General features: G+C 57.3%; 35 protein-coding genes, 1 tRNA gene and 1 pseudogene. 24 read left to right on the plus strand and 13 right to left on the minus strand.

Annotated elements, in window-relative coordinates; translation table 11 throughout:
• Nucleotides 1–76 precede the first annotated feature (76 nt).
• The 4 genes from pheT (at nucleotide 77) to GRX76_RS10770 (ending at nucleotide 3,461) form a co-directional block, all read left to right on the plus strand.
• On the plus strand, nucleotides 77–2,461 hold the full coding sequence (gene pheT / locus GRX76_RS10755; protein WP_160153304.1) for a phenylalanine--tRNA ligase subunit beta: 2,385 nt from the start codon (nucleotides 77–79) through the stop codon (nucleotides 2,459–2,461).
• 133 nt (nucleotides 2,462–2,594) lie between these two features.
• Nucleotides 2,595–2,900 (plus strand): integration host factor subunit alpha, encoded by a 306-nt coding sequence (ihfA, locus tag GRX76_RS10760; RefSeq protein ID WP_010131375.1) that lies wholly within the window; start codon nucleotides 2,595–2,597, stop codon nucleotides 2,898–2,900.
• The gene (locus GRX76_RS10765; RefSeq protein WP_160153305.1) at nucleotides 2,881–3,240 is read left to right on the plus strand and encodes a MerR family transcriptional regulator; all 360 of its coding nucleotides are present in this window, start codon (nucleotides 2,881–2,883) and stop codon (nucleotides 3,238–3,240) included. Before ihfA ends, GRX76_RS10765 begins: the two co-directional genes overlap by 20 nt.
• Before the next feature lie 144 nt (nucleotides 3,241–3,384).
• Nucleotides 3,385–3,461 (plus strand) — tRNA-Pro (locus GRX76_RS10770).
• Between the two features lie 99 nt (nucleotides 3,462–3,560).
• Here the strand turns inward: GRX76_RS10770 and GRX76_RS10775 are convergent.
• The 10 genes from GRX76_RS10775 to GRX76_RS10820 form a co-directional block, all read right to left on the minus strand.
• Nucleotides 3,561–4,778 carry a hypothetical protein gene (locus GRX76_RS10775; RefSeq protein ID WP_160153306.1) on the minus strand — a complete coding sequence of 406 codons (1,218 nt, stop codon included), beginning with the start codon at nucleotides 4,776–4,778 and terminating at the stop codon, nucleotides 3,561–3,563.
• Nucleotides 4,779–4,794: 16 nt separating this feature from the next.
• Nucleotides 4,795–5,037, minus strand: coding sequence for a hypothetical protein (locus GRX76_RS10780; protein ID WP_160153307.1), 243 nt, complete (start codon nucleotides 5,035–5,037; stop codon nucleotides 4,795–4,797).
• A gap of 4 nt (nucleotides 5,038–5,041) precedes the next feature.
• Entirely contained in the window at nucleotides 5,042–5,290 is a 249-nt protein-coding gene (locus tag GRX76_RS10785; RefSeq protein ID WP_160153308.1) for a hypothetical protein, read from the minus strand.
• A gap of 20 nt (nucleotides 5,291–5,310) precedes the next feature.
• Complete coding sequence (locus GRX76_RS10790; RefSeq protein ID WP_160153309.1) at nucleotides 5,311–5,601, minus strand: hypothetical protein; 291 nt, start codon at nucleotides 5,599–5,601, stop codon at nucleotides 5,311–5,313.
• Nucleotides 5,601–6,146, minus strand: coding sequence for a hypothetical protein (locus GRX76_RS10795; protein ID WP_160153310.1), 546 nt, complete (start codon nucleotides 6,144–6,146; stop codon nucleotides 5,601–5,603). Before GRX76_RS10795 ends, GRX76_RS10790 begins: the two co-directional genes overlap by 1 nt.
• A gap of 13 nt (nucleotides 6,147–6,159) precedes the next feature.
• Nucleotides 6,160–6,417, minus strand: coding sequence for a hypothetical protein (locus tag GRX76_RS10800; RefSeq protein WP_160153311.1), 258 nt, complete (start codon nucleotides 6,415–6,417; stop codon nucleotides 6,160–6,162).
• Nucleotides 6,418–6,542: 125 nt separating this feature from the next.
• Nucleotides 6,543–6,734, minus strand: coding sequence for a hypothetical protein (locus GRX76_RS10805; RefSeq protein ID WP_160153312.1), 192 nt, complete (start codon nucleotides 6,732–6,734; stop codon nucleotides 6,543–6,545).
• A 3-nt stretch (nucleotides 6,735–6,737) separates the two neighbouring features.
• The gene (locus GRX76_RS10810) at nucleotides 6,738–6,989 is read right to left on the minus strand and encodes a pyocin activator PrtN family protein (RefSeq protein ID WP_160153313.1); all 252 of its coding nucleotides are present in this window, start codon (nucleotides 6,987–6,989) and stop codon (nucleotides 6,738–6,740) included.
• Nucleotides 6,986–7,327: a hypothetical protein gene (locus tag GRX76_RS10815; RefSeq protein WP_160153314.1), complete on the minus strand. Its 342-nt coding sequence runs from the start codon at nucleotides 7,325–7,327 to the stop codon at nucleotides 6,986–6,988. The genes GRX76_RS10810 and GRX76_RS10815 overlap by 4 nt, the downstream gene beginning before the upstream one ends.
• Nucleotides 7,324–7,653, minus strand: a complete 330-nt coding sequence (locus GRX76_RS10820) for a LuxR C-terminal-related transcriptional regulator (protein WP_160153315.1) — start codon at nucleotides 7,651–7,653, stop codon at nucleotides 7,324–7,326. Before GRX76_RS10820 ends, GRX76_RS10815 begins: the two co-directional genes overlap by 4 nt.
• A 209-nt stretch (nucleotides 7,654–7,862) precedes the next feature.
• Between GRX76_RS10820 and GRX76_RS10825 the strand changes: the two genes are divergently transcribed.
• From GRX76_RS10825 to GRX76_RS10845, 5 genes are all read left to right on the plus strand, one after another.
• Complete coding sequence (locus GRX76_RS10825; protein WP_160153316.1) at nucleotides 7,863–8,114, plus strand: hypothetical protein; 252 nt, start codon at nucleotides 7,863–7,865, stop codon at nucleotides 8,112–8,114.
• Nucleotides 8,115–8,118: 4 nt separating this feature from the next.
• Nucleotides 8,119–9,018, plus strand: a complete 900-nt coding sequence (locus tag GRX76_RS10830) for a DUF6694 family lipoprotein (RefSeq protein ID WP_370463920.1) — start codon at nucleotides 8,119–8,121, stop codon at nucleotides 9,016–9,018.
• A 126-nt stretch (nucleotides 9,019–9,144) separates the two neighbouring features.
• Nucleotides 9,145–9,408, plus strand: coding sequence for a type II toxin-antitoxin system HicA family toxin (locus GRX76_RS10835; protein WP_160153318.1), 264 nt, complete (start codon nucleotides 9,145–9,147; stop codon nucleotides 9,406–9,408).
• Nucleotides 9,409–9,900, plus strand: a complete 492-nt coding sequence (locus tag GRX76_RS10840; protein ID WP_160153319.1) for a type II toxin-antitoxin system HicB family antitoxin — start codon at nucleotides 9,409–9,411, stop codon at nucleotides 9,898–9,900.
• A gap of 9 nt (nucleotides 9,901–9,909) precedes the next feature.
• Nucleotides 9,910–10,341 carry a hypothetical protein gene (locus GRX76_RS10845; RefSeq protein WP_160153320.1) on the plus strand — a complete coding sequence of 144 codons (432 nt, stop codon included), beginning with the start codon at nucleotides 9,910–9,912 and terminating at the stop codon, nucleotides 10,339–10,341.
• A 65-nt stretch (nucleotides 10,342–10,406) separates the two neighbouring features.
• On the opposite strand, the gene GRX76_RS10850 is transcribed toward GRX76_RS10845, so the two are convergent.
• Together GRX76_RS10850 and GRX76_RS10855 are read right to left on the minus strand one after the other, a co-directional pair.
• Complete coding sequence (locus GRX76_RS10850; RefSeq protein WP_201276797.1) at nucleotides 10,407–11,255, minus strand: phytase; 849 nt, start codon at nucleotides 11,253–11,255, stop codon at nucleotides 10,407–10,409.
• A gap of 100 nt (nucleotides 11,256–11,355) precedes the next feature.
• A complete protein-coding gene (locus GRX76_RS10855) occupies nucleotides 11,356–11,847 on the minus strand; it encodes a helix-turn-helix transcriptional regulator (protein WP_160153321.1) in 492 nt (163 codons plus the stop codon).
• 85 nt (nucleotides 11,848–11,932) lie between these two features.
• Here GRX76_RS10855 and GRX76_RS10860 point away from each other — a divergent pair, with 85 nt between their 5' ends.
• Complete coding sequence (locus GRX76_RS10860; protein ID WP_160153322.1) at nucleotides 11,933–12,166, plus strand: helix-turn-helix domain-containing protein; 234 nt, start codon at nucleotides 11,933–11,935, stop codon at nucleotides 12,164–12,166.
• Nucleotides 12,167–12,383: 217 nt separating this feature from the next.
• Here the strand turns inward: GRX76_RS10860 and GRX76_RS10865 are convergent, their stop codons facing one another.
• A complete protein-coding gene (locus GRX76_RS10865) occupies nucleotides 12,384–12,584 on the minus strand; it encodes a hypothetical protein (RefSeq protein ID WP_160153323.1) in 201 nt (66 codons plus the stop codon).
• Nucleotides 12,585–12,749: 165 nt separating this feature from the next.
• On the opposite strand from GRX76_RS10865, the gene GRX76_RS10870 reads away from it, so the two are divergent.
• The 14 genes and pseudogenes from GRX76_RS10870 to GRX76_RS10935 all read left to right on the plus strand — a co-directional run bounded on the left by GRX76_RS10870 (nucleotide 12,750) and on the right by GRX76_RS10935 (nucleotide 22,083).
• A complete protein-coding gene (locus tag GRX76_RS10870; protein WP_160153324.1) occupies nucleotides 12,750–13,601 on the plus strand; it encodes a helix-turn-helix domain-containing protein in 852 nt (283 codons plus the stop codon).
• A 5-nt stretch (nucleotides 13,602–13,606) separates the two neighbouring features.
• Nucleotides 13,607–14,008, plus strand: coding sequence for a hypothetical protein (locus GRX76_RS10875; RefSeq protein ID WP_160153325.1), 402 nt, complete (start codon nucleotides 13,607–13,609; stop codon nucleotides 14,006–14,008).
• Nucleotides 14,005–14,313 carry a hypothetical protein gene (locus GRX76_RS10880; protein WP_160153326.1) on the plus strand — a complete coding sequence of 103 codons (309 nt, stop codon included), beginning with the start codon at nucleotides 14,005–14,007 and terminating at the stop codon, nucleotides 14,311–14,313. The genes GRX76_RS10875 and GRX76_RS10880 overlap by 4 nt, the downstream gene beginning before the upstream one ends.
• A complete protein-coding gene (locus tag GRX76_RS10885; protein WP_160153327.1) occupies nucleotides 14,310–14,816 on the plus strand; it encodes a hypothetical protein in 507 nt (168 codons plus the stop codon). The genes GRX76_RS10880 and GRX76_RS10885 overlap by 4 nt, the downstream gene beginning before the upstream one ends.
• A 12-nt stretch (nucleotides 14,817–14,828) precedes the next feature.
• Nucleotides 14,829–15,251, plus strand: coding sequence for a hypothetical protein (locus GRX76_RS10890; RefSeq protein WP_160153328.1), 423 nt, complete (start codon nucleotides 14,829–14,831; stop codon nucleotides 15,249–15,251).
• The gene (locus tag GRX76_RS10895) at nucleotides 15,248–15,745 is read left to right on the plus strand and encodes a hypothetical protein (protein WP_160153329.1); all 498 of its coding nucleotides are present in this window, start codon (nucleotides 15,248–15,250) and stop codon (nucleotides 15,743–15,745) included. The genes GRX76_RS10890 and GRX76_RS10895 overlap by 4 nt, the downstream gene beginning before the upstream one ends.
• 213 nt (nucleotides 15,746–15,958) lie before the next feature.
• Nucleotides 15,959–16,312: pseudogene (gene ssb / locus GRX76_RS10900) on the plus strand (single-stranded DNA-binding protein); the annotation flags it as partial.
• A gap of 203 nt (nucleotides 16,313–16,515) precedes the next feature.
• The gene (locus tag GRX76_RS10905) at nucleotides 16,516–16,851 is read left to right on the plus strand and encodes a hypothetical protein (RefSeq protein WP_160153330.1); all 336 of its coding nucleotides are present in this window, start codon (nucleotides 16,516–16,518) and stop codon (nucleotides 16,849–16,851) included.
• Between the two features lie 618 nt (nucleotides 16,852–17,469).
• Nucleotides 17,470–17,682: a hypothetical protein gene (locus GRX76_RS10910; protein ID WP_160153331.1), complete on the plus strand. Its 213-nt coding sequence runs from the start codon at nucleotides 17,470–17,472 to the stop codon at nucleotides 17,680–17,682.
• An 81-nt stretch (nucleotides 17,683–17,763) separates the two neighbouring features.
• Nucleotides 17,764–18,282: a hypothetical protein gene (locus GRX76_RS10915; protein ID WP_160153332.1), complete on the plus strand. Its 519-nt coding sequence runs from the start codon at nucleotides 17,764–17,766 to the stop codon at nucleotides 18,280–18,282.
• Complete coding sequence (locus GRX76_RS10920; protein WP_160153333.1) at nucleotides 18,282–18,869, plus strand: phage tail protein; 588 nt, start codon at nucleotides 18,282–18,284, stop codon at nucleotides 18,867–18,869. Before GRX76_RS10915 ends, GRX76_RS10920 begins: the two co-directional genes overlap by 1 nt.
• Nucleotides 18,870–19,001: 132 nt before the next feature.
• The gene (locus GRX76_RS10925; RefSeq protein ID WP_160153334.1) at nucleotides 19,002–19,625 is read left to right on the plus strand and encodes a terminase small subunit; all 624 of its coding nucleotides are present in this window, start codon (nucleotides 19,002–19,004) and stop codon (nucleotides 19,623–19,625) included.
• Nucleotides 19,591–21,534, plus strand: a complete 1,944-nt coding sequence (locus GRX76_RS10930) for a phage terminase large subunit family protein (RefSeq protein ID WP_160153335.1) — start codon at nucleotides 19,591–19,593, stop codon at nucleotides 21,532–21,534. The genes GRX76_RS10925 and GRX76_RS10930 overlap by 35 nt, the downstream gene beginning before the upstream one ends.
• 9 nt (nucleotides 21,535–21,543) lie before the next feature.
• On the plus strand, nucleotides 21,544–22,083 hold the full coding sequence (locus tag GRX76_RS10935; protein WP_160153336.1) for a hypothetical protein: 540 nt from the start codon (nucleotides 21,544–21,546) through the stop codon (nucleotides 22,081–22,083).
• Nucleotides 22,084–22,093: the final 10 nt, after the last annotated feature.

Here is a 22,093-nt window from a genome sequence, read left to right on the forward strand (position 1 = left end):
GGGCCCTCTCGGTAGGGGAGCCTGCACGCGAGCGAACAGAAATACGCAAATCAGAATTCAGCATTAGAGAACGAATATGAAATTCAGCAACGCATGGTTGCGGGAGTGGGTAAACCCGGACCTGACAGCACAGCAGCTGGCCGATCAGATCACCATGGCCGGCCTGGAAGTGGATTCCGTCGAGCCGGTGGCTGGCGAATTTTCCGGTGTGGTCGTGGGTGAGATCGTCGCCTGTGAACAGCATCCGGACGCGGACAAACTGCGTGTGTGCCAGGTGAAAGGTCACCCGGAAGGCGACATGCAGGTCGTCTGCGGCGCACCCAACGCCCGCGTCGGTATCAAAATTCCATTCGCCTTGGTGGGAGCCAAGCTGCCGGGCGATTTCAAAATCAAGAAAGCCAAGCTACGCGGCGTCGAGAGCTTCGGCATGCTGTGTGCCCAGACCGAGCTGGAGCTGGGCGACGACAGCGACGGCATCTGGGAGCTACCCGCAGACGCGCCGACCGGCACCGACCTGCGTGAATTCCTGAACCTGAACGACAGCATCATCGAGGTCGACCTGACCCCGAACCGTTCCGATTGCCTGGGCGTGGCGGGTATTGCTCGCGAAGTGGGTGTGCTGAACCGCTGTGCGGTACAGGCGCCGGCCATCGAACCGGTTGCGCCGGTCATCGACGACAGCCTGCAGGTTTCTCTGCTGGCCGAGGAAGCCTGTCCGCGCTACGTGGGCCGTGTGATCCGCAATATCGATATCACTACCACAACTCCGCTGTGGATGCAGGAGCGCCTGCGCCGCAGTGGTGTGCGCACCATCGATCCGGTTGTCGATGTCACCAACTATGTTCTGCTGGAGCTGGGCCAGCCCATGCACGCCTTCGACCTCGCCAAACTGAGCGGCGGTATCAAGGTGCGCATGGCGGAGCAGGGCGAGAAGCTGACACTGCTGGACGAGCAGGAAGTCGAACTGAAATCCGATACCCTGGTCATCGCCGACGAAAAGTCAGCACTGGCCATTGCCGGTGTCATGGGCGGCCTGGACTCGTCCGTTACCGAAAACACCAAAGACATTTTCCTGGAAAGTGCCTTCTTCAGCCCGCTGGCGATCGCCGGTAAAGCGCGCTCCTACGGTCTGCACACAGATTCCTCCCACCGCTTCGAGCGCGGCGTGGACTACCGTCTGCAGGAAAAAGCCATCGAGCGTGCCACCCAGCTGCTGCTGGACATCGTCGGCGGTGAGCCGGGCCCGGTACACCTGCGTGAAGTGACCGAAGCCATGCCGGCGGAGCGCCGCATCACCCTGCGTCGCAACCGCGTGAAAACCGGTCTCGGCATTGATATGGCCGACAACGAAATCGTTGAAATCATCACCCGACTCGGCCTGGAAAAGCTCAGCGAAACCGACGAGGGCTGGACCTTCCTGGTGCCCAGCTTCCGTTTCGATATCGCTATCGAATCCGATCTGCTGGAAGAGCTGGCGCGCGTTTACGGCTACAACCGTATCCCCAGTATCAGCTTCAATGCCGCGCTGGATATTGTGCCGCGTGCCGAAGCCGAAGTGGCCCAGAACCGCCTGGAGCAGACCCTGCTGTCCCGCGGCTACCAGGAAGCCATCACCTTCAGCTTTATCGATCGCGATACCTCCGCCAAGTTCAGCCCGGATGTCGAGCCCGTGGCTCTGCAGAACCCCATCAGCGCAGAACTTTCCGTAATGCGCACTACTTTGATGGCGGGCCTGGTAAAAACCCTGCAGTACAACCTGAACCGCCAGCAGGACCGCCTGCGCCTGTTCGAAACCGGCCTGCGCTTTGTGCCGGGTAAAGAAGGTGAGGAGCTGAAACAGGAGCGCATGATTGCCGGCCTGATTTACGGCACCCGCCAGCCGGAAGGCTGGACTGGTAGCAAGGACCTGGTGGACTTTTACGATATCAAGGCCGATGTAGAAGCGCTGCTGGAGCACTATGACGCGCAGGGCGAGTTCACCTTTGCCCCGGCAAAACATCCGGCGTTGCACCCGGGACAGTGCGCGGCAGTGCTGCGCAAGGGCACCCAGGTGGGTGTAATCGGCGCCCTGCACCCGGAACTGCAGAAAACCTTCGACCTGCCGAAGTCTGCCTTCCTGTTCGAGCTCAGCCTGGATGGTCTGGGGCAGGCGGTTATTCCTGCCTTCGCACCGCTGTCCAAGTTCCCGGAAGTGCGCCGCGACCTTGCGATTCTCGCCGATGTGGAAACCCCGGTAGGGGAGCTCGCGGAAACCGCGGTTGAAGCGGCCGGCGAATATTTGACGGACTTCAACATTTTTGACGTCTATCAGGGCAAAGGCATTGATTTTAATAGAAAAAGTGTCGCGATGGGCTTGACCTTTCAGCATCCCTCGCGCACCCTTAACGACGAAGAAATCAATGCCTCAGTCGAAGCGGTGGTTTCTCAATTAGAACAAAAATACAACGCCAGCCTGCGCTAAACCGGTCTATGCTCCGGGGTACGCCAAGCTGACGAGCGTATCCCGAGAGCGTCTGCCTCCGGGTTACAAGCCGCCGCGGTACCAGGCTTAAAAACCGGGAGTCGACGCCTCTGAATCTATTGGGTAGAAACCAATGACAGAGGCTCTGACCAAGGCCGGGCTCGCCGAAAAGTTGTACGAAGAGCTCGGTTTTAATAAGCGCGAAGCCAAGGAGATCGTCGAATTCTTTTTCGAGGAAATCCGCAACGCCCTGGAAAATAATGAGCAGGTCAAACTTTCGGGTTTTGGCAATTTTGACCTGCGTGATAAAAGCCAGCGTCCGGGAAGGAATCCCAAAACTGGCGAAGAAATCCCGATTTCGGCAAGAAGGGTGGTTACCTTCAAGCCTGGGCAAAAACTCAAGGCACGAGTAGAAGAAGATGCTGGAAGCGAGTCATAACAGCGAACTCCCTGTCATTCCGGGAAAACGCTATTTCACCATCGGTGAGGTCAGCGAGCTGTGTGCAGTCAAACCTCATGTACTGCGCTACTGGGAACAGGAATTCCCGCAGCTCAGCCCGGTAAAACGCCGTGGCAACCGCCGATACTATCAACACCAGGATGTCATCCTCATCCGTCAGATCCGCGCACTTCTCTACGAAGAAGGCTACACCATCGGCGGCGCCCGCCTGCAGATGGAAAGCGGCAGTTCCGACAAAGTGCAGGTGGTCCACATGCAGCAGGTGATCCCACAGATGATCGCCGAGCTCGAAGGTGTACTGGAATTGCTCGAGGTTTAGGCAATCGCCTAGACCGCGAGAAAAAGGCGCAAATCAGGCTTGCAATCCAAACGGACTTAGGTATGATTTGCGCCTCATCGCCAAGCGATGCCCCTTATAAATCAAGCACTTAGGTGATTTTTGCACCGCTTGATCTGCTCTTATCGGAGTGTAGCGCAGCCTGGTAGCGCACCACACTGGGGGTGTGGTGGTCGTCGGTTCAAATCCGGCCACTCCGACCATTCAAAGCTTTACGCCATGCGGGTTTCAGCTAGATTCCCGCGTTGAGCGTACAAAAACCAATTCCCAAGCGTACAAAAACCCCGTACAAAAACTCTCGATCACTTTCGAAGCAACAGCTTCGGGTCGATGCTGATTCCTACCTCTTTGTACTCCCGCTCGTGCCCTCCGAGATAAAACTTCTCCGTGATTTCCGCGTCGGTGTGGGCGCAGATTTCTGCAATTTGTTCCGAGCTGTGGCCTGACTTTTTCAGCAGGTGAGAGGCTAGGGCGCGCACCTCATGAAATGTCGGGCGGGCATCGCTTGGCAGATCTTGGCGAACCCCGACGGCATCACGGGCCTCTTTAAACTGGTTCGATAATCTTGCCGGCATCAGTCGGCACCAATGCTCTTCTTGTTTCGCTCTCGGTTGTCGTTTCTTCGGTTGATAGGAAACGGCGAAGGGACAGCGGTAGTTCTGCAGCGACAGCTCCCGGGCGCGGTTGATTACCTGGCGCAGCCCTGGGTGGTGGCTGTAACTCCAGCGCAGATAGGTGGCCCGTTCTTCACCGCGCTGGTTGATGGACTTGTCGACTCCCTTGTCGATTCCAGCCTCGGTAACATGCTCATCCAGGCGCAGGCTGCACACGTCACCCCGACGCATGGTTGTCAGCAGGGAGAGGTCCATAGCGATCTGCAGGCCGTCATATCCCAGTTCACCCGCCATATCGTAGACGCGCCAGAAATCGGGCAGTGTCAGGCGCTGGCGCACTTTCGGCGGTCGTTGCCGTGGGATCAGTTTCGGCGCCTCATCACTGGTGTTGAACGGGTTAAATGGCAGCTTTGGCACCGCACCCTCCAGCATAAGGAAGTTGACGAAACTGCGTAGCGCGGCGCGACTGTTGCGTTGCGGGTGGTAATCCTGCGCCTCCCACCATTCCCGTACCACAGGCAGGGTGAGCTCGTGGGGCATGGGGTTATTTAGCTGCTCGCACATGCGCTCTACGTAGCGACGCTTTTGGGCCCAACGTGCGGCAGTTGCCTGCTTCGGGTGGTTCAGTTCCATCCAGCCAACCCAGTCGCTGTAGCGGTCCAGCAGGCTGCCGGCGCGAGCGGTCCACACCGTTTCATTAGCGGCGGGCTGGCGCTTATAGAGATCCCGCTGCCGGTTGGCCTGCTTTGCCTGGCGAATGGCTTCCGCAGTGGGTGCGTAAAATGTCAGGCTGGATCCGTCCGGGCGTATGTACCGCCAGTAGTTCACCCGCTTTTTCGGGTCGGTGTAGAGGTTTTCCGGCAGCTCTTGGCCGTCCACAAACCTTGGCTTACGTGGTCTTGCCATTGTTCTTCCCTTGAAATTATCTGCGCGCCAGAAGCGGTGAAATCGGCTCGGCTTCTTCGGCGTTTGCTGCGCGCTCTTCCGTACGGATGGTGCTGGGGTCGTGGAACCCGTTGCGGTAAATATACAACCGGTCACCTAGCCAGCGCCCGGCGACTTCACCGGCGGCCACCCACTTGATGACGGTTTCTCGCGCTGGCTGAGTGCCGGCAAAACTCTCGCGCACCCAGTCTTTCCAGTACATAAGTTGATTGGTGCTCATGGAATCACCTTAAAAACATTTCCAGCTGTTTCTTCTGGGAGCCATCATCGGTACTGCTGACGATGTGCTTGTAGGCTTCGAATCCGCCATGATCGAGGTCGGCATTTGGCCGCAGTTCGCAGTATTCGAGCTGGGTCCAGGTGATACCGGGTTGCTTTTCCGCGCGTACCGCCAGTGCGTCTTGATGGGCTTCTTGGCGATTGGCGCCCCAGCCCCAGACGCATTTCTGTGTGTGATCAACGGCCGCGATCATCACGCCTTCTCCGCGACTTTTCACTCGGATCGAGTAGACCACTTTTCTATCACCCCCGATTTCCAGTCTACCTTTGCCTGCGGCGGCGTTAGTGTGGCGCTGGCATCAAAGCTGCTTTTGTAGCCAAACAGGTAATAGTTCACTTTGAACCCCACCAAGCGGGCTATCTCCGGGGATCTTGCGCGCACGTAGCGTGTGGCGAGGTGGTTGCCGCGCTTATCGGTGATTATTACGCTGTAGCTCCGGGGCTCGTGTTCGTGGGGCAGGGCGTTTATCTTTTCTTGCAGCTGTTCTTCGGTGAGCTTTCCCATCAGGCTGCCGCCTCGCTCGGTTCGATTACTTGCTTTAACCCTTCTTGCGCTGCCACCACAATCCGACGTAGGTAGTGGTAATCCGGGTTTTCTTCTTCCGGTAGGCAGTACCACCATTCCTCTCCGAACACGGAGGAGAGTAGGTCACCGCATTCGTGCGCGAGGATCTCCAGGCTTTCCAGGTGCTGGATGCCGTCTGCCTCGTCCCAATACTCGCGGGCGTTTTCTGCGGTGATTTCTTCCGCACGGCGCAGCCTGCGAATTTCCTCTTTTACCTTGTCGGTCAACCCGTCCAGGCTGGTTTGCCTGCTCTGTAGGCCGGGCGCCAAGTTTCCGATGAGATACTGCGGGTGGCAGCGGGTGAAAAATACTTCGACCGGATCACCGCTCATGCCGCCCCAGTAGGCAGCCCACGCCTTGCTGTAGCACTGGATGTGGATACGACCTTTGCCCGGCTCGAAGTTTTCCAGGTGAATGGTGATTGGATCCAAGCTCTCCAGCTCGGTGAGCTTGATTGTTCTGGTGACGGCTTCCGTGATTTTCATTTTCCCTATCCCGTTAACTAAAGGGGTAAAGCTCTGTTTTACCCATGGTCAATTTCTTGGGGGTGCGCAGTTTGCGGTCTGACCCAGACGCTTTGTGTCGGCGCCGCAATTCTGCGAATACTGCTTTCTCTACCTGCGCATATTTATCCGCGCGCAATGCCACCCGCGAAGGGGGGGCAGACTTACAGCGTTTGAATGCGACGATGAAGCGGTCCACCTCATCCTTCACCGCAGTGGCACTTTTGTTCAGCGGTATCTTTGAAATATCCATATCTCCCTCCCGTTAAAAATGGGCGCTATACCAGCCGCCCTACGCTCTGACTGATGGGCATGTGCCCGGTGAAATTAAGCTGCTTCGGTTGTGCGCTCGCGTGCCACTTACCGCTCTTGTCCGTTTTAACTTTCGCGTCTGGCTTTGTTGGTAATAGCTGCCAGGCCAGTGCAGATGGCGCTCTGAGCCCGGATCAATTGCAGGCGGTAATGAGCCACGCTGTTGACGTGGGCAAGTTCGGCTTTGAGGTCCCGAATTTCATGGTCCCGCTGACGTAGTTGAGCCTCGAGGGCTTCAATTCTGTTGCTGTCGCCCATGGGTCACCCGTTCAGCCTTTTCCAGTCGTGCTGTGCTTCTGCGCGGCGCTTGTCGATGTGGCCGGCGAGGTCGGCGGCGCTGACCAGCCACTGGCTCTTCTGGCTGCCGCCGCGGTAGGCCGGTACCGGCAGCTGTTGCAGGCGGGCACGCTCGACCGCTTTGCGCGGATTTATGCCGAAGTATTTGTCGCAGCACTGGTTCAGCGGTATGTCCGCACTGCCGAATTCCGCCATGAGCAAAAACAGCGTATTCATGCGGCAGTGTTCTCCTTTGGTTTCAGGTTGCTGCGGTCTTCGATGTTGTCGGCGAGTAGTTCCAGGCGCAGCTTGAGTACTTCTGTGGCGCCACTCAGTCGGGCGGCCCATTCGGCAGGCTCACGCGCTTTGCCCGCGAGCTTTACGTAGTGCTCTGTGCTGGCGATGGCGCTGCGGAGGTCTGCGACCAAGGTTTCCGGCTGCAGTTGCCGTTGCAGGCTACTGATGGCTGCCTGCACTGCGCATTCCAGGTAATCAAGACGCGCTTGAGCTGATGCTCCGGGGTGTGCGTCGACGGCTCTCTTCAGTGCGTTTGCGACGGTATTGGGGGTGTTCATGCCATGTCCTCCCGGTTGCGGATCCGCACAATCTGGCCAGCGCGCCGCGGCATACGTGGGCGCAGTAGGTCATTGCCGGTGCTGGTGGCGCTCATTACCAGGGTGGTCAGCAGGCACAGCTGAATCATTCCGTGCTTCATGGCAGTGGCGACGGCATCCGGGCAGCCCCGGGCGTGCAGCTTGAAAAAGCACTCCGTGAGCAGGTTGGATACGTTGGCTTTGGAGCAGCCCATTACCTCGGCGGTCTCGGCGTTGCTGAGTCCCTTCGCGCGGCAAGTGAGTGCTTGTACCTGGCGTGGTGCCAGTTTGCGGTAGCTGGTTTGCATTGGTGTTCTCCCGTGTCCCTGATATAAAAATTACCAATGGTAATATTACCAGTCAAGCGTTTTGGTAATATTTCTTTATCTAATAGTTCGGGATAGGGCTGTAATGGCACGTAATGGGGCAGGTGTTCCGACGACCGTCCAGTACTGGTATGCTCGGGGTGGCACCGAAAGTGCCAACAAGTTCACAACAAAAATAAAGGGGGCTTCCCATGAACCTGAGCGAAAAATCGCGCACCGTTTCCTTTCTCCTGACTCTTCTATTCGGGCCGCTCGGCCTGCTTTATTCCTCCATTGCCGGGGGCATCATTTTGATCATTGTGGCGGTGGTGAGCGCTCCGACGGTCATCGGGCCAATTGTCTGCTGGGTATTGGCGATCTTGATTGGTGACCACTCCACGCATAAGCACAACAAGAGTATTCGTGAGTTCAAGGGCATGATGGCTAATAAGGCGGGGTCGTAAGGGAATGAAGATATCTAATTGTTTAGTTGCAGTATTGGTGGCGTTAGCACTTACCGCCTGTGGGGATCCCAAAGTAGACGGTTCCAGTGAGGAAGCGTTCAAGGAGTCAATGGCCAAGGTGGTTGCTTCTCTGCCAGCTTCCGAGCATGAGAAATTTTCCGGCGCGGTAATGACCCTGATGATGGGGGGCCAGGACTTTTTCAAACTGGCGGCCATGGGGGAGGCGGGCGCCGACCAGATGGAGATCCAGGCACGCGCCAAGATGAACGGTAAAACCGCCGATGAAATTCTGGCGATGGCTGAAGAGCTGCAGCGCAAGCTGAAGGCGAAGCAGGAGAAAGAGGAGGCCGAAGAGGAGCAGCGTCGCAAAGAGCAGGCCGCACGGGATGCCGAGCGGAAGCGTCAGCAGGCGTTGGAGGAGTTGCAGGCCCTGGAGGCGGATATGGCAAAGGCCGAGGCCGCCGCCGCGGATCTTGGCAAATTTCAAGTTTTGAATGCCAGATACTACGAAAAGGTGACCAAATCCGATTTCTATACGCATCGGTCGAAAACGATCGAAATCACCGTGCGCAATGGTACGGATAAGCCGGTGTCCCGCGCCTACTTCAAAGGCACGCTGGCCAGCCAGGGGCGCAGCGTCCCCTGGGCGGTGGATACGTTTAATTACGAAATCCCGGGAGGTCTGGAGCCAGGCGAAAAGGCTACCTGGAAGCTGATGGGCGACTACTCGGATTTTGCGCGCGCTGATGCACCAGGGGATGCAGTGTTGACTGTGGTTGTAGAGCGGCTCGACGGGGCGGATGGTGAGCCTATCGCCGACGCCCGCGTATTCGATGAGCGCAAAGCCGAACGCCTGACTGAACTGCAGGCGACCCTTGCCAGCACCGGCGCCGGGAATGGCTGACCGTGCGGTCGATAGGCTTGAGCAGCCCGCTAAACGCGGGCTTTTAACGGGGATCAGCGGGTTTGCTGGCTTTACAGTGAAGTGCAACTAAAATATAGTTGCGGCCCGATTGGGGCTGTGTGATAAATGGGTAAGAAAGATAAACAGGTCGCCCGGTTTTGGGAGGAGCCAACGCCAAGAGACTATTCTTGGGCAGAACTCAAAAGGGTTCTGGTCGGCGTGTATGGCTATGAGGAAAAGCAGGGTGCCGGTAGTCGGGTCAAATTCTTTGACCCTGCGCACAAGCTGCCCAAGCTCTATTTTCACAAGCCCCATCCGGGAAATATCGTTAAAGCGACCTATATAGATCAGGCGAGAGATACTCTTCGCCCTTACGTGGAAGGTCAGTAAATGGACAAGATGTTTAGCTACAAAGGCTACAAAGGTTCCATTGAGGTAGATCTGGAATATAACTGCCTCTATGGCAAAATTCTTTTTATTAAAGATTTGGTAAATTACGAGTCCCAAACAGTAGAGGGGCTTGAGGCCGAATTTAAAGCTGCGGTGGATGATTATCTCGCCGACTGTGCGGAAATGGGCGTTGAGCCTAATGCTTCTCTCAGTGGAACATTCAACGTGCGCATTGGCCATGAGCTTCACGAGTATGCGTCCACTCAAGCTTACATAAGCGGCACCAGCCTTAACGATTGGGTCAAGCGACTGATTGATAATGACCGCTTAGGGAAGCGTGAAATCCACAACCATACCCATAACCATGTGCATGCTGGCCACAGTATTAGAATGAGCCTTGGCCGCCATCAGGTTAGTGACGATATCTGGGAAAGCCGCACACCGAAGATCGTACAGTTCCGCAAGCCTGGCAGTAAATCCGCTCATCATTAAGACGAAAATATGTTCAAAGGACTACGAGTTTTAAAGATCGAATCCAACCTGGGGGAGATCGCCGCCCAGGACAATGTCGCCTTTGCCGTCGAGTTTAATACCAGCTGCGAGCGCGGTGATAAGTACGAAGGGCAGGAAGGGGTCCTCTCCGTATTTTTTGACCTAACGTTGGAATTTGTGCGTACGCAGGGAGACGAAGAGGGCGAGCCGGAAGTGATTGGCAAAAGCCAGATTTGCTCTCAATCCCTGTTTAAGGACGAGAAACCAGAAGGTGAGGGGTGGACCGATGCAGAGCTGGATGCCTTTGCGAAAAACTCCATGATGGTTATCTATCCGCATGTCTACCAAAAGATGCAGCAGGTATTTAATATTCATGGGGCTGGCATGCCCAATTTGCCGTTAATGGTAAACCTTGCCGCCCTAGAGGAAATGAATCGCTGATAAAAAGCCCGCAGTAGCGGGCTTTTGTTCAACTAGACGCCTCAGGGGCGATTCCAGCCAGCCCCTTAAGTATCCAGTTTCTTCAGTCCTTTATGGGTCTGCTTGAGTGAAGTTTTCACCTTCCTGATATCCTCGGTCAACTCCATGTCTTCTGGTTTAACACCACTGATTTCCAGCATGGTGTTGCGCACCTTGCGGCCGACACTCTCTGCTGCACGCTCGGCATTTCTTTGCCCTTTGATATTTTCGTTATTCAGCTTGAGGTCAGTCTGGGTGATGCGGAATAGGTTCGCGGCAAGTTCGTCCTTGCCCATAAAATCAAGCAGTGAGCGGCTAGGGGTTTCCAGCATCTTGTAGGTCTTGAGCTGGCTCAGATTCATGTTGTACATGCCTCGGTAGCCCGCATTCTGGAATAGGGCATAACCTTTGCCCGATACACCAGCCTTGTTGGCGGAGGCGCTCAGTGTCCGTTCGTGGGCGGAGATTTCATCGCGAATCAGCACGCGCTCAACGTCTTCAGCGTTATCGACATAGCGCCTGATGGTTTCTGCGGTAGCTGCAAAAAATGCCTGCGCCTGGGCAACCCGGATTTTCTTGTTGTCCGCATTCATGGCCACCAGGTAACAGGCGAACCGGGACAGCTTGAAATCTGTCTGCTCTTTACCGTCAATGACGCGGCGCACCTGTTGGAAATTCTCGTAGGTGTCTATGTCGAGTGTCAGGCAGGTCGTCATTGCCTTGTTGATCGCCTTCTTGAACGACGCATAGGACTCGTAACCGAGCATGTGCATATACTCACTGGCGAGCCAGTAGGTAAAGCCGTTTTCTCTGGCGATATCGTTGAAATTGATGTTTTCTTCGTCGAAGTGAAAGACATCCACCTCCCTGAAGTCCATCTCGGTCTGCTCGCTCATGCCCGTCCCCCGCTGAAACTTTCTAATAATGTCCGGCAGTATACAGGGTGGGGGCTCCCGGGGGCAGGAGCAAATGTGAACCACCTCACTCGAGTGGTTGTTACTTGCCGCCGGTCATCAGTTCCAGGCTGCTTTTCAGTACCGCTGTATGTTCTTTGGTCAGTGAACCGTCGCGGGCGCGTTTGAGGATGGCGTCTACCAGGTCGCGGACGTGGCGGGGGATATCGGCTTCCTGCGCCTTGGGGGTGTTATCCCCGTAGACCTCGTCGGGGTCTATTTGCTTGTGGTGGTCAAAGAACTTGCCGGCGCCTTCTCCAAACGGGTCACTCTGGACCATCTCGCCCCACTGGAAATCCGGGTCGATATCGCTCGGTTTCACTTCCAGCAGCTTTGCGAACTTCATTATCGCGTCGGTATTCAACCCAATCCTGCCGTTCAGATATGACGCCACTGCCCCTTGTGAGCTCCAGCCGATAAGGTGCGCTGCCTTCTCCTGGGTTAAATCCAGGCGCTTTTTCTTGGCGTGCCAAATCTCCCGCAGGCGTTGCTGCGCAATCTTTTGCTGTGCGGTGAGTTGGCGTCGTTTTTCCATTAGCCGGATTTTATTAGCAGTGCTACTCACAGCTCTAGCTCCAATGGTATTGACTGGTAATATTACCGCTGGTAATTTTATTCGAATGAAACCGATAGAACGTGCCATCAAGGCGGTGGGAACACAGGAGCAACTGGCCCATGCGCTGGGGCTCAAGTACCAGAGCTCCATTTCTCAGTGGGTGACAGGCCGCCGGCCTGTGCCACCGACGCAGTGCATTCCAATCGAGCAGGCTACTGGCGGAGCGGTAACCCGCTACGAGCTGCGCCCGGACGTATTTGGCCCGGCGCCGAATGGCGAATTGAAGAAAGCAGGCTAAGCCGCGGTGGCGGTGAGGTGTGCTTACGAATAACGAACATTTGAAATCTCCCTTTTCCCTGATTGCCATTCTGGCACTGGGGGTGGGGGAGAAAAATTAGGCCGGGCACATGGGGATTTATACAGGGGGCGAGATGGCTGATGGAGTAATCACATTGCGGGCGGATACGTCCGAGCTCGAATCCTGGATACAGCGTGTATCCGCCGCGCTGGAAGGGTTAGCTCTTGAAGAGATCCCTGAACTGCTTCGCGACCAGGTCCTTGGCCTGCTTGAGCGCGGCGTCCCGGATGGCTCCGTACTTTGCCTGGGCGCCACAACCGCCGCAGGTGATCACGTCATTCGGTTTGGGGTTTCTCGGGATCTCGAACTTCTCGCTGCGGCACTTTGCGCAGTGAAGGGTGATGGTGTCGCTGCTCATGACAATTCCTTTGTAGCTGAGGGTTGAGGGACTTTCAGCTTACCGGGATAGGCGACACCTGCCCAGTGGTGTGACAGCCGGAGAGACGGCAAATAACGAATTAGGGGGCTCCGAAAGGAGCGGGAGAGAGACCATGGCGGTAACGCTATTTACAGGGGCGAGCCTATGAGTACCCGGATTATGTCCGAGTGCTGGCCGCTCACTATGTCACCGGCACAGAAGGCTGTGCTCATATCTCTGGCGGACCAGGCGAACGACGCGGGGGTCTGCTGGCCATCTATCGGCACCATGGCAGAGCGTACCTGTTTGACGGACAGGGCGGTGCGCAAGGCTGTGCGCGAGCTGGAATCAATGGGGATTCTGGTGAGCAGCGGCCGCTCTGGTCGATCCACTTATTACACGATCACGGTAGAAAACTTTGTGCCGCCGGTGCGGAAAAAACGTACGCGTAAGGGTGCCGAACCCCGGAACGAGGTTCCGCCCACCCCGGAACGAGGTTCCGCCCCGGAATCTCATTCCCCCGGAACCATATTCCCCCCACCCCGGAACGAGGTTCCCCCCACCCCGGAACCACATTCCGGGGACCCCGGAACCACGTTCCCCCAGAACCGTAAAGAACCGTCACTGAACCATCAGGGAACCGTCAGAGAGGGGCACGCAAGCGCGCCCTCACCGCTGGGTGAAAAATCGCCAGCGAAAAAATCTGCTCGCGGAACTCGACTCCCAAGCGACTGGCAACCCGGCTCCGAGCACTTCGCTGCGGCGCATGAAATCAACCCTCGGCTGAGCAACCTGCAGATCGTGGAAATTGCCAACGGCTTCCGGGACTACTGGATTGCTCAGCCCGGGAGCCGCGGCGTGAAGCTGGACTGGCTGGCGACTTGGCGGAACTGGGTACGCCGTGAGCGCGGTCTGCCGACTCCGCCACCGAGTAACCCAGGCAGTGCCGGAAACCCTGCCGAGCGCCGCACCCGCGACATGAGCGCGTACGACGTGGCCACGGACGAGAGCTGGTGACCGGTATGCGAACGATTGAGTTCACCTTGCCCCAGGCCTCACCACTGCTGAACCAGATTCGCGGTATGGCTCCCAAGGCGTACATGGCAATGCGGCGCGACCTGGCGAATGTGGTTTACGGGGCGCTGGTGCAGTCCGGTCAGCGTCGGCCTGCAATGCCGTTCAGTCGTGTGCACATCGAAATTGTGCGCGGCAACAGCGGCTCGCTGCCGGACTGGGATGGCCTCTACGGCGGGCTGAAGCCGTTGCTGGACACCTTCGTTCCTCCAAGCCGCCGCCACCCGCACGGGCTGGGCTTGATCGAAGACGACAACCCCAAGTGCGTTGTGTCGCTGAATGCGCGCCCAGCAAAAACCAAGCGAGGCGAGCAGTGGACGCAGATTTTGATTGCGGAGGTACCGGAGTGAACCAGCTGCCGCACCGGTGGGCCGCGGAGATTAACGCGGGCCGCCGAGTGATTGCGGATGTACCGGCAGAGCTGCGAGAGCTCACCGAGTACCAGCTGGGCTTGTTGATCGGTGCCCGGCGTGCGCACCAGCTGGACGTGCGGCTGGGGCTGGCCGGGCAGGGGACCCGGATGAAAGATTTTGAGCAGCTGAGCGACGCCGCCAAGCGCGGTGTGCGGCTTGGACTGCAACGGGAGTTTTTTCTGCGTCGCTTTCAAGCGCGGCGCGGATTGAGTGGAAAGCACCAACGGGGGAGGCGGGCATGACGAGTATCACTGAAAAACCAACGCGGAATTGGTTCACGGACAAAGAGCTGCAATGTGGCTGCAGACACTGCCAAACCGCACGTAAAGCGGGTGAGCCAGTGGGATTCAATGCGGGCGAGATGAAACTCGAGTTCCTGCTCCATCTGAATCGATTGCGTGAGTACTGGTATTGCAAGCCTATGCCGGTATCGAGTGGTTTCCGCTGCCTGTCACACCCCATTGAAGCGAAAAAAGTAACGGGGGCAAAGGCCGCAGGTTTGGGGTTTGTTCCTGGTGATCACCCGTGCGGCTTGGGGGTGGATATCCAGCTGGCTGGAGAGGACGCCCTGGAATTGCTTGAGGCGGCAGGCGCATACAACTACGCGCACGCAAGAGCTGGCATGGGTCGCCCTTTCACAGCCATCAGCCCAAACCAGCGAGGTACTTGGGGCAGTCGTTTTGTACACCTTGGGGCTAACGTCGATGGTATTGGTCGCCCACGACCGACCATCTGGACCTACTGAGTGGGGTGGTGCATGGAGCAATTGGATAAACGGGTTCAGGACGCCCTTTATGACCAACTGGAGGTTTGGGCCAGTTCTCAGCGCTACGGCAATCACTACCGCGGTACCAGTCCAATTTACGCGTGGATGGCTGGAACGGTGCGGGCGCCTCGCACTGGTTCGGTGGCACTGGTGAGCGATGCCCAGGAGCTCAAAGTGGAGCGGGCCATGGCCGCGGTTAAGCGGGAGGCTCCAGAGCAGTACCGAGTACTTAAGGCTGAGGCATACAGCCTGCTGGGTGAGGACGATCAACTCACAGAGCAGCGGGGCAGGGCGCGGAATGCGCAGATGAGCCTGCGGAGTTACCAACGGTATCTGCCGAGGGCGCGGGTGTTTCTGGCTGCGCTGCTGTTTGGCCCGCGCCAAGTGACGAGAAGTGGAGAGCTGACAGCATGAGTTTGAAGCCAACGCGTATTCCGAAGTTGCTGGCACTGGCCAAGAACCGAACTTGTGTGGCCTGCGGGATCGGCGATGACACCATCGTCGCCGCGCATTACCAGGGTTATCGCTCCCATGCGTATGGCAAGGGCAGGGGTATCAAGCCGCACGACGCTATGAGCGCGCAATTGTGCTTCAAGTGCCACGGCGAGGCCGACCGCAGCGGGTTAGCTAAGGGGCACATCGAACACAGCGCAGCGTTTCTGCGGTACATCATCGTCACGCACCTGCGTCTGTACATGGAGGGGCAGTTATTCGCCACCGACGAGGGCGGGCAGCTGCTGGCACAGCTTTGCCAGAACGCGCGCACCCTGATGCGTGAGAGCGAGGCAAACTTGCACCACACCGCCATGGAGATTGCGGAGTGTTTCGATAGCGGAGCCCTGCAGCCCATTACCCGCCGCGGTGCCTGTGTAGGCGATTTTGTGGGGGTGACCTATGCGGGTGGCTAATGGATTCGGCGAACTGTACTGCAACCGTGGTGAGCATTGGGCGGATCCAGAGAAGTTCGCCCGGGATGCTCGTGCAAAATCTGGCCGTGCCAGTTGGTGCCGTGCGTGTATGGCGGAGTACCGCCGGCAGCGTGCGGCGCAGGAGCGATCGGCTCAGCTGAAAGCGCTGGCGAAGCAGAAGCAACTACAACCAATTTTCTAAGGGTCTACCCGATGGCGAGAGGTGTTAACAAGGTGATTTTGGTGGGCAACCTAGGTGGAGACCCAGAAACCCGCTACCTGCCTAGTGGTGGATCGGTGACGAATATCACCGTCGCCACCAGTGAAACTTGGAAAGACAAGCATAGCGGACAGCAGCAGGAGCGTACCGAGTGGCACAGGGTGGTGTTCTTTAACCGCCTGGCGGAAATTGCAGGTGAGTACTTGCGCAAGGGCAGCAAGGTTTACCTGGAAGGCTCCCTGCGTACTCGAAAGTGGCAAGACCAGCAGAGTGGGCAGGATCGTTACACCACTGAGATCGTGGCCGCGGAAATGCAGATGCTCGACGGTGCGCGTACCAATGGCGAGCAATACGCAGGCCAGCACTAATGATTGTATAAGTAGGTGCCCAGCCGGCGGTGGCGCCAGCCTGTGAGGCTCAATAACACCGGCAACCGGGCCGCTCGCCTCCATTGAAGTTGATGTACTAGGGCGGTGACCGGGAGCGGTCGGGCCCTGGAGTAAGGGGGCCTCGGTTTCGCGACACAAAAGCAGAAAATAGGACAGAGCGAATGATTACAGAGATTCAAGAACAACCAATAGGGCGTTTTCCTGGGTACGAGACGTTGACTGATGTGCTGGAGCGCGCATTGCAGCAAGCCGCGGCAGGCAAAGGGAATGACCGACATGCTCAAGGGCAGCCGTTTCATGAGCAGCCAATGCTGCGTATCAGTGAACTATTGGATAGCGACGGCGGCATGGCTTTTCAGGCGATCAAAAAAATTCAGGAAGCCCGGCGGCTACCCACTAGAGAAAGGCGAGTGGCCGAGTTGCTGGGGGCAATCAATTATATTGCGGGCATGGTGATCTTGGAGGAAAGCCAGATTCCGGCAGGTGTTGCTGAATAATTCTACCTATTATTGGGCGTCAACCACGTGGTTATGTGAGAAAGGATTCGTCATCTACAAAGCGAAAGAACATCAAGAAAGAGTTTTGATCGGAGTTTGTGTGGTTACCAAGTGTTACATTGGAATCTGCTAAAAATTATAAAATTCCGATATCGTCATCTGAGTTTTTCGGTTCGGAAAGGATAAAAATCTACCATGAAAGATATATTTGATCGCTTTGGCAGTGTTATTGCCTCTAACTACATATTTGGTTCTTTTGTCTGCTATGTGATGCTTTTGGGGCAGTCGATTTTGTATCTTGATATCTACTCGTTGATTCTAGGGGAGTCGCTTGGATCTTCAGGGCGCGGGTGGCACCTTCACCAGTCTGTCTTGATCGCAACTATTTGCTGTATGGTTTCGATTCATCTTAGGTTTAGGCACAAAAAGCAATAGATTAAATTGTCTTATTAAATACCGGCGGACACGTACGCTAAACTATGAATGAAATTTCATTCGCGAGATTTTGCAGTTTGGCGGATTGGCGGTATAAAACCGCTATCTTGGAAAAGTTGTCACTGCAGCTCATCAAATGTTTTAAACCGGCTCAGCGCCGGTTTTTTTATGCCTGGAGAAAACATGAACGGACAGGAAGGCAGCGCCGTAGCCACTACCGCCGCTGGTGTTGGCATGACGCAAGTGCCCGTAAGCCCGGTACAGCTGGTGGGGTTGATCGTCGCCACCCTTGGCCTGATCTGGAATGTGTATGCAACGGTAACGCGCAACAAACACAACAAATTTGTGCGGGACCAGGCCACCAAGGCTGAGCAGCGACAAAAACCCGTTAAATAATTCAGTTTTGCCACCCCTGATTCTCCCTATTCCCCAATCCCGTTTTGGGGGTGGCACCCTACAACCACCGAGAGCAATCACATGAACTGGAAAGGCCTGGTTAAAAACGTAGCGCCCACGATTGGCGCGGCTCTCGGCGGGCCAGCTGCCGGCACGGCAGTAAAGTTTCTCGCTGACCGGTTTCTTGGTGATCCAGAAGCCGATGAGAAAGACCTCGCCGAATTGGTGCTGAATAGCAGCCCGGAACAGCTTGCCGAACTGCGCAAGCTCGATAATGAATTCCGTGTGCAGATGCGCCAGCTTGATATCGATGTTTTTGCCTTGGAAGTTGACGATCGCAAAGACGCGCGCGGCATGGCAGCCAAAACCAGCTTGACCCCGCAAATCATTTTGTCGAGCCTGTTTATCGCCGGTTACTTCGGTCTCATTTGGGCTCTGTTCTCGGGGCAGGTGGTAATGACCCCGGATATCGAAAAGACCAGCACCTTGATGCTGGGAGTGATCACCGGTGCCATTCCGATGATCCTGCAATTCTGGTTTGGATCCAGTCAGGGCTCAAAAGACAAGACCGCTCAGATGGCGGCGCAGAAACCCGGCTAATGATCAGTATCAAGGACGACTTGAATCTGCTTGACCGGAAGGTGGGGAAGATGGCACAGGGGCTGGTGGCTAGGGCTGCAGGTCCGGCCATGAACCGCGCTGTGAAAAGTGTAAACAGTGAGGCCATCAAGCAGGTGGCTGCTGAGACCAGCGTCAAGCAGAAGGATATACGGCAAGCCCACAAGCTGTATCTGGCGAGGCGCGACAGACTGCAGGCATCCATTGACGCAGCCAAAGCGAGAGCGCGAAACCTTATTGAGTATGTGCGCCCGGCCCAACGCAAGGCGGGCCACTTCAACAGCCGCAGCACGCGCGGCAAGTTCAAAGCACCAGGCGTTAAGGCCAAAGCCTGGGGTAAGTCTAAGACCTATGCGGGCACCTTTATCGCACGCGCCCCACAGGGGCAGCTGCTGGTGTTCGCACGCAAAGGCCCCGGCCGCCTGCCTCTCAAGGGCGTGGTAGGCCCCAGCCCTCGCGGCACGTTTGTAAGCCAGCGCCTGATTGAGGTTATGGAGCGCAAAGCTCGTGAGCGCGTACCCATTGAGCTGACCCGATCCATTACCAACGAGCTGCGCAAACTGAAATGACCAACACCGTGCACCCAGCCGCGGGTCCTTCCCGGGGTGTGTCGCATACGGGTCCGCAGCAGCGCGAGGTTTCGCTATTTATGAGGCTTTTTTTGGGGTGTTTGTTGTTGGTCATTGAGGGGATAACAGGGGATGGCCGAGTCGAAGCGAAAAGCCCGAAAAAAACAGAGTGAAACGCTCGCCGAGAAGGTCGGAAAAAAATCCGGCAATACCAAACAAACGGCCCCCAGCGAGGTGCGCGACTGTTTGCTGAACCAGCGGCAAATGTGCGAGAGCCTGAGTGTGACCGCGCCGGGGTTCGCGCGCTGGGGTGTGGAGCCCACCGAACGGGTGGGAAACCAGGCTTTCTACAGCGTGCGTGACGTGGTGGACAACCGCGTGGCGGCAGCCCTGGACAGGCAGAAGCTGGAGCGCCCGGACCCGGATGACGGCGATGGGTTGAACCCGGTGCTTGAGCAGGCACGACTGGCAAAAGAGCGGGCCGACGGTCTCGCATTGAAAAACAAACAAGCCCGCGGCGAGCTGATCCCGGTAGAAATTGCCGGTCCGCTGTTTGGGAAAATCGCCTCGGAAATGGCGGCGGTACTCGATGCCCTGGAGGCGAAGATTAAGCGCCGGGTGCCCTCACTGACGGCCACCGATATGGAGTTCATAAAGGCGGAGCGCGTGCGCGCGCAGAATGCGGCGGCCGATGTGGACCGCCTTCTGGATGAATTGCTAGATGAAATTATCGGCGCAGCAGACACTGGCAGTTAAACGCCACCTGCGCGCAGCCCTGCGGGTACTGAAACGACCGGAGCCGCTGCCGCTGGCGGAGTGGGCCGACAAGTATTTTTACCTGGTGGCCGAGTCAAGTTACACCACCGGTCCCTGGACGTCCGACCCCTACCAGGTGCCCATCCTAAACATGATGGGCAACGACGACATTGAGGAGTTCAACTGGCGCAAGTCGGCGCGGGTCGGTTACACCAAGTGCATCACCGCCGCCATTGCGTATTACACCGAGCACCGGCAGCGCAATCAGATGCTGTGGCAGCCAACCGACGGGGATGCTGAAGATTTTATGAAACAGCATGTGCAGCCGGTGATCCGCGATGTTCCGGTCCTGCGCAAACTGGCCCCATGGTTCGGTAAAAAGCACAGCGACAACACGCTGGACTACAAGCGTTTTTCCAACAGCCGCCAGCTGTTTGTGCGCGGTGGTAAAAGCGCCGGCAACTTTCGTGAAAAGTCGGTGGACGTCGTTTATTACGACGAGTTATCGAAATTTGACGAGGACGTGGAAGGCGAGGGCACGCCCACCAAACTGGGCGACAAGCGCCTGGAGGGCTCCAGCTTCCCGAAATCCATTCGCGGCAGTACGCCCACCCGCGTGGGCGAGTGTCAGCTGACCAAGGCGGCAGACAAAGCTGACGAGGACTTCAAACGCTGGGTGCCCTGCCCGCACTGCGAGGAGTACCAGATTCTGGAGTGGGGCGGCCCCGACGTGCCCTATGGCATCAAGTGGGACGAAGGCAAAGCCCGGCACGCGTATTACGTTTGTATCCACCACGGCTGCGTGATCGAACAGCGATCCCTGGAGTGGATGGACGCGCACGGTGAAATGCGCAGTGAGTCCGGCATGGTGACCCGCGACGGCCTTACCTTTTACCGCGACGGCGAGAAAGTGGACCCGCCGCGCAAAGCGTCGGTTTATACCTGGTCGGCATACAGCCCGCGCACCACCTGGGGAAAAATCGCCGAGGACTTTCTGGAAGCCAAGGGCGACCCCATCGACCTTAAGACCTGGGTAAACACCACCCTGGGTGAGCCCTGGGAAGAAAAGGGCGAGCGCGTGGAGGCGCACCACCTGTATATGCGCCGCGAACATTACCCCGAAGAAATCCCGCAATCTGCCGTCGTTGTGGTGGGTGGCGTGGATACCCAGCCCGACCGGCTGGAGGCCAGCGCCTGGGCATTTGGTCCCGGCAACGAGTCCTGGTTGGTTGAGCACCAGATTTTCCCCGGCGATCCCAACCGGCCAGAGGTGTGGGAGCGCCTGACCCAGTGGCGCCACGGCCGATTCAAGCACGAGAGCGGCAATTACCTGCGGATCAGTGCGGTGGCCATTGATACCGGCGGCCACAACACCGACGCGGTGTACAAATACTGCAAGCGGTTTGAAGCGGAGCGGGTTTTCGCCATCAAGGGCAGCAGTACGCCGGCGGCGCCGCTGGTGTCGCGGCCGAGCAAAAACAACAAGGGCAACGTCAACCTGTTTTCCATTGGCACCGACACCGCCAAGGAAATGATATTAGGGCGGCTGCAAATTCTAGAAATTGGCCCCGGCTATGTGCATTTTCCGGTGGACCGCGGTACCGACGAGGAATATTTCAAACAGCTCACTGGTTTTCAGCGCGTGCCGACCAAGAAAAACGGCCGCATTGTCCACGCGATGAAGGACATTCGGAAGCGGGTAGAGGCCGGTGATTGCTACGTGTACGCCCTGGCCGCGCTGGAAATTCTCAACCCGGACCTGCGCGCCCTGGCGCGCAAGCTAAAACCCCGAGAGCCAGAGCCCGCCGCGGCCACTGATGCCCTGTACTACCCACAAGAGCCCGAGCCGCCGCAGCCACGCAAGCGCCGGCGGCGCAACGTCGCCCGCAAGGTGGGCGGCATGAGGTAACGAGACACCATGACCGAACCGAAAAAAATTGTTGCCGGCGATTCCGTGAGCTGGAGCCGTTACGAAGCGGGCTATCTTCCTGCGGATGGCTGGGCGCTGGAATACCGGCTGGTATCCCTGGGGCAAAATCAGCCCATTGCCACCGTGGCCGATGGCAGCGAGTACAAAGCGACAATCGACAGCGCGACCACCGCCCAGTGGGCGGCCGGCGACTATCAGCTGGTGCCGATGATGAAGCGCGGCGCCACCGAGCGCGTCACCCTGGCGTCCCAGCGGGTGGTGGTGAAACCCAACCCCGCCAGCGGCAGTTATGACCCGCGCAGTTTTGCCGAAAAAATGCTGGATGCACTGCGCGAGCAGCTGGCGAAAAAGGCCACCACCGGCAAGCAGTCTTTTGCGGTAGAGGGCCAGACGGTGACCTATTACAGCTGGGACGAAATGGTGAAAGCGGAAAAATACTATGCCGGTAAGGTCAGCCAGCAGCGCCGACGCCGTCGGGATAAACGCACCGGCAAAAACTCCAACCGCGTACTAACGCGGATGCCATAAAGGGCCGCCC

It is taken from the genome of Microbulbifer sp. ALW1 (assembly GCF_009903625.1).
In the GTDB taxonomy this organism is placed as follows: Bacteria; Pseudomonadota; Gammaproteobacteria; order Pseudomonadales; family Cellvibrionaceae; genus Microbulbifer.

Excerpts from the sequence above, each read along its gene's own strand:
- GRX76_RS10775 (WP_160153306.1), bottom strand. The coding sequence starts at position 4,778 with ATGGCAAGACCACGTAAGCCAAGGTTTGTGGACGGCCAAGAGCTGCCG.
- GRX76_RS10780 (WP_160153307.1), bottom strand. The coding sequence starts at position 5,037 with ATGAGCACCAATCAACTTATGTACTGGAAAGACTGGGTGCGCGAGAGT.
- GRX76_RS10820 (WP_160153315.1), bottom strand. The coding sequence starts at position 7,653 with ATGCAAACCAGCTACCGCAAACTGGCACCACGCCAGGTACAAGCACTC.
- pheT (WP_160153304.1), top strand. The coding sequence starts at position 77 with ATGAAATTCAGCAACGCATGGTTGCGGGAGTGGGTAAACCCGGACCTG.
- GRX76_RS10845 (WP_160153320.1), top strand. The coding sequence starts at position 9,910 with ATGTTCAAAGGACTACGAGTTTTAAAGATCGAATCCAACCTGGGGGAG.
- GRX76_RS10825 (WP_160153316.1), top strand. The coding sequence starts at position 7,863 with ATGAACCTGAGCGAAAAATCGCGCACCGTTTCCTTTCTCCTGACTCTT.
- GRX76_RS10815 (WP_160153314.1), bottom strand. The coding sequence starts at position 7,327 with ATGAACACCCCCAATACCGTCGCAAACGCACTGAAGAGAGCCGTCGAC.
- GRX76_RS10835 (WP_160153318.1), top strand. The coding sequence starts at position 9,145 with ATGGGTAAGAAAGATAAACAGGTCGCCCGGTTTTGGGAGGAGCCAACG.
- ihfA (WP_010131375.1), top strand. The coding sequence starts at position 2,595 with ATGACAGAGGCTCTGACCAAGGCCGGGCTCGCCGAAAAGTTGTACGAA.
- GRX76_RS10805 (WP_160153312.1), bottom strand. The coding sequence starts at position 6,734 with ATGGGCGACAGCAACAGAATTGAAGCCCTCGAGGCTCAACTACGTCAG.
- GRX76_RS10895 (WP_160153329.1), top strand. The coding sequence starts at position 15,248 with ATGAGTTTGAAGCCAACGCGTATTCCGAAGTTGCTGGCACTGGCCAAG.
- GRX76_RS10830 (WP_370463920.1), top strand. The coding sequence starts at position 8,119 with ATGAAGATATCTAATTGTTTAGTTGCAGTATTGGTGGCGTTAGCACTT.
- GRX76_RS10875 (WP_160153325.1), top strand. The coding sequence starts at position 13,607 with ATGCGAACGATTGAGTTCACCTTGCCCCAGGCCTCACCACTGCTGAAC.
- GRX76_RS10840 (WP_160153319.1), top strand. The coding sequence starts at position 9,409 with ATGGACAAGATGTTTAGCTACAAAGGCTACAAAGGTTCCATTGAGGTA.
- GRX76_RS10850 (WP_201276797.1), bottom strand. The coding sequence starts at position 11,255 with ATGAGCGAGCAGACCGAGATGGACTTCAGGGAGGTGGATGTCTTTCAC.
- GRX76_RS10905 (WP_160153330.1), top strand. The coding sequence starts at position 16,516 with ATGATTACAGAGATTCAAGAACAACCAATAGGGCGTTTTCCTGGGTAC.
- GRX76_RS10785 (WP_160153308.1), bottom strand. The coding sequence starts at position 5,290 with ATGATCGCGGCCGTTGATCACACACAGAAATGCGTCTGGGGCTGGGGC.
- GRX76_RS10885 (WP_160153327.1), top strand. The coding sequence starts at position 14,310 with ATGACGAGTATCACTGAAAAACCAACGCGGAATTGGTTCACGGACAAA.
- GRX76_RS10855 (WP_160153321.1), bottom strand. The coding sequence starts at position 11,847 with ATGGAAAAACGACGCCAACTCACCGCACAGCAAAAGATTGCGCAGCAA.
- GRX76_RS10790 (WP_160153309.1), bottom strand. The coding sequence starts at position 5,601 with ATGGGAAAGCTCACCGAAGAACAGCTGCAAGAAAAGATAAACGCCCTG.
- GRX76_RS10860 (WP_160153322.1), top strand. The coding sequence starts at position 11,933 with ATGAAACCGATAGAACGTGCCATCAAGGCGGTGGGAACACAGGAGCAA.
- GRX76_RS10915 (WP_160153332.1), top strand. The coding sequence starts at position 17,764 with ATGAACTGGAAAGGCCTGGTTAAAAACGTAGCGCCCACGATTGGCGCG.
- GRX76_RS10800 (WP_160153311.1), bottom strand. The coding sequence starts at position 6,417 with ATGGATATTTCAAAGATACCGCTGAACAAAAGTGCCACTGCGGTGAAG.
- GRX76_RS10865 (WP_160153323.1), bottom strand. The coding sequence starts at position 12,584 with ATGAGCAGCGACACCATCACCCTTCACTGCGCAAAGTGCCGCAGCGAG.
- GRX76_RS10920 (WP_160153333.1), top strand. The coding sequence starts at position 18,282 with ATGATCAGTATCAAGGACGACTTGAATCTGCTTGACCGGAAGGTGGGG.
- GRX76_RS10870 (WP_160153324.1), top strand. The coding sequence starts at position 12,750 with ATGAGTACCCGGATTATGTCCGAGTGCTGGCCGCTCACTATGTCACCG.
- GRX76_RS10930 (WP_160153335.1), top strand. The coding sequence starts at position 19,591 with ATGAAATTATCGGCGCAGCAGACACTGGCAGTTAAACGCCACCTGCGC.
- GRX76_RS10910 (WP_160153331.1), top strand. The coding sequence starts at position 17,470 with ATGAACGGACAGGAAGGCAGCGCCGTAGCCACTACCGCCGCTGGTGTT.
- GRX76_RS10765 (WP_160153305.1), top strand. The coding sequence starts at position 2,881 with ATGCTGGAAGCGAGTCATAACAGCGAACTCCCTGTCATTCCGGGAAAA.
- GRX76_RS10795 (WP_160153310.1), bottom strand. The coding sequence starts at position 6,146 with ATGAAAATCACGGAAGCCGTCACCAGAACAATCAAGCTCACCGAGCTG.
- GRX76_RS10890 (WP_160153328.1), top strand. The coding sequence starts at position 14,829 with ATGGAGCAATTGGATAAACGGGTTCAGGACGCCCTTTATGACCAACTG.
- GRX76_RS10925 (WP_160153334.1), top strand. The coding sequence starts at position 19,002 with ATGGCCGAGTCGAAGCGAAAAGCCCGAAAAAAACAGAGTGAAACGCTC.
- GRX76_RS10935 (WP_160153336.1), top strand. The coding sequence starts at position 21,544 with ATGACCGAACCGAAAAAAATTGTTGCCGGCGATTCCGTGAGCTGGAGC.
- GRX76_RS10810 (WP_160153313.1), bottom strand. The coding sequence starts at position 6,989 with ATGAATACGCTGTTTTTGCTCATGGCGGAATTCGGCAGTGCGGACATA.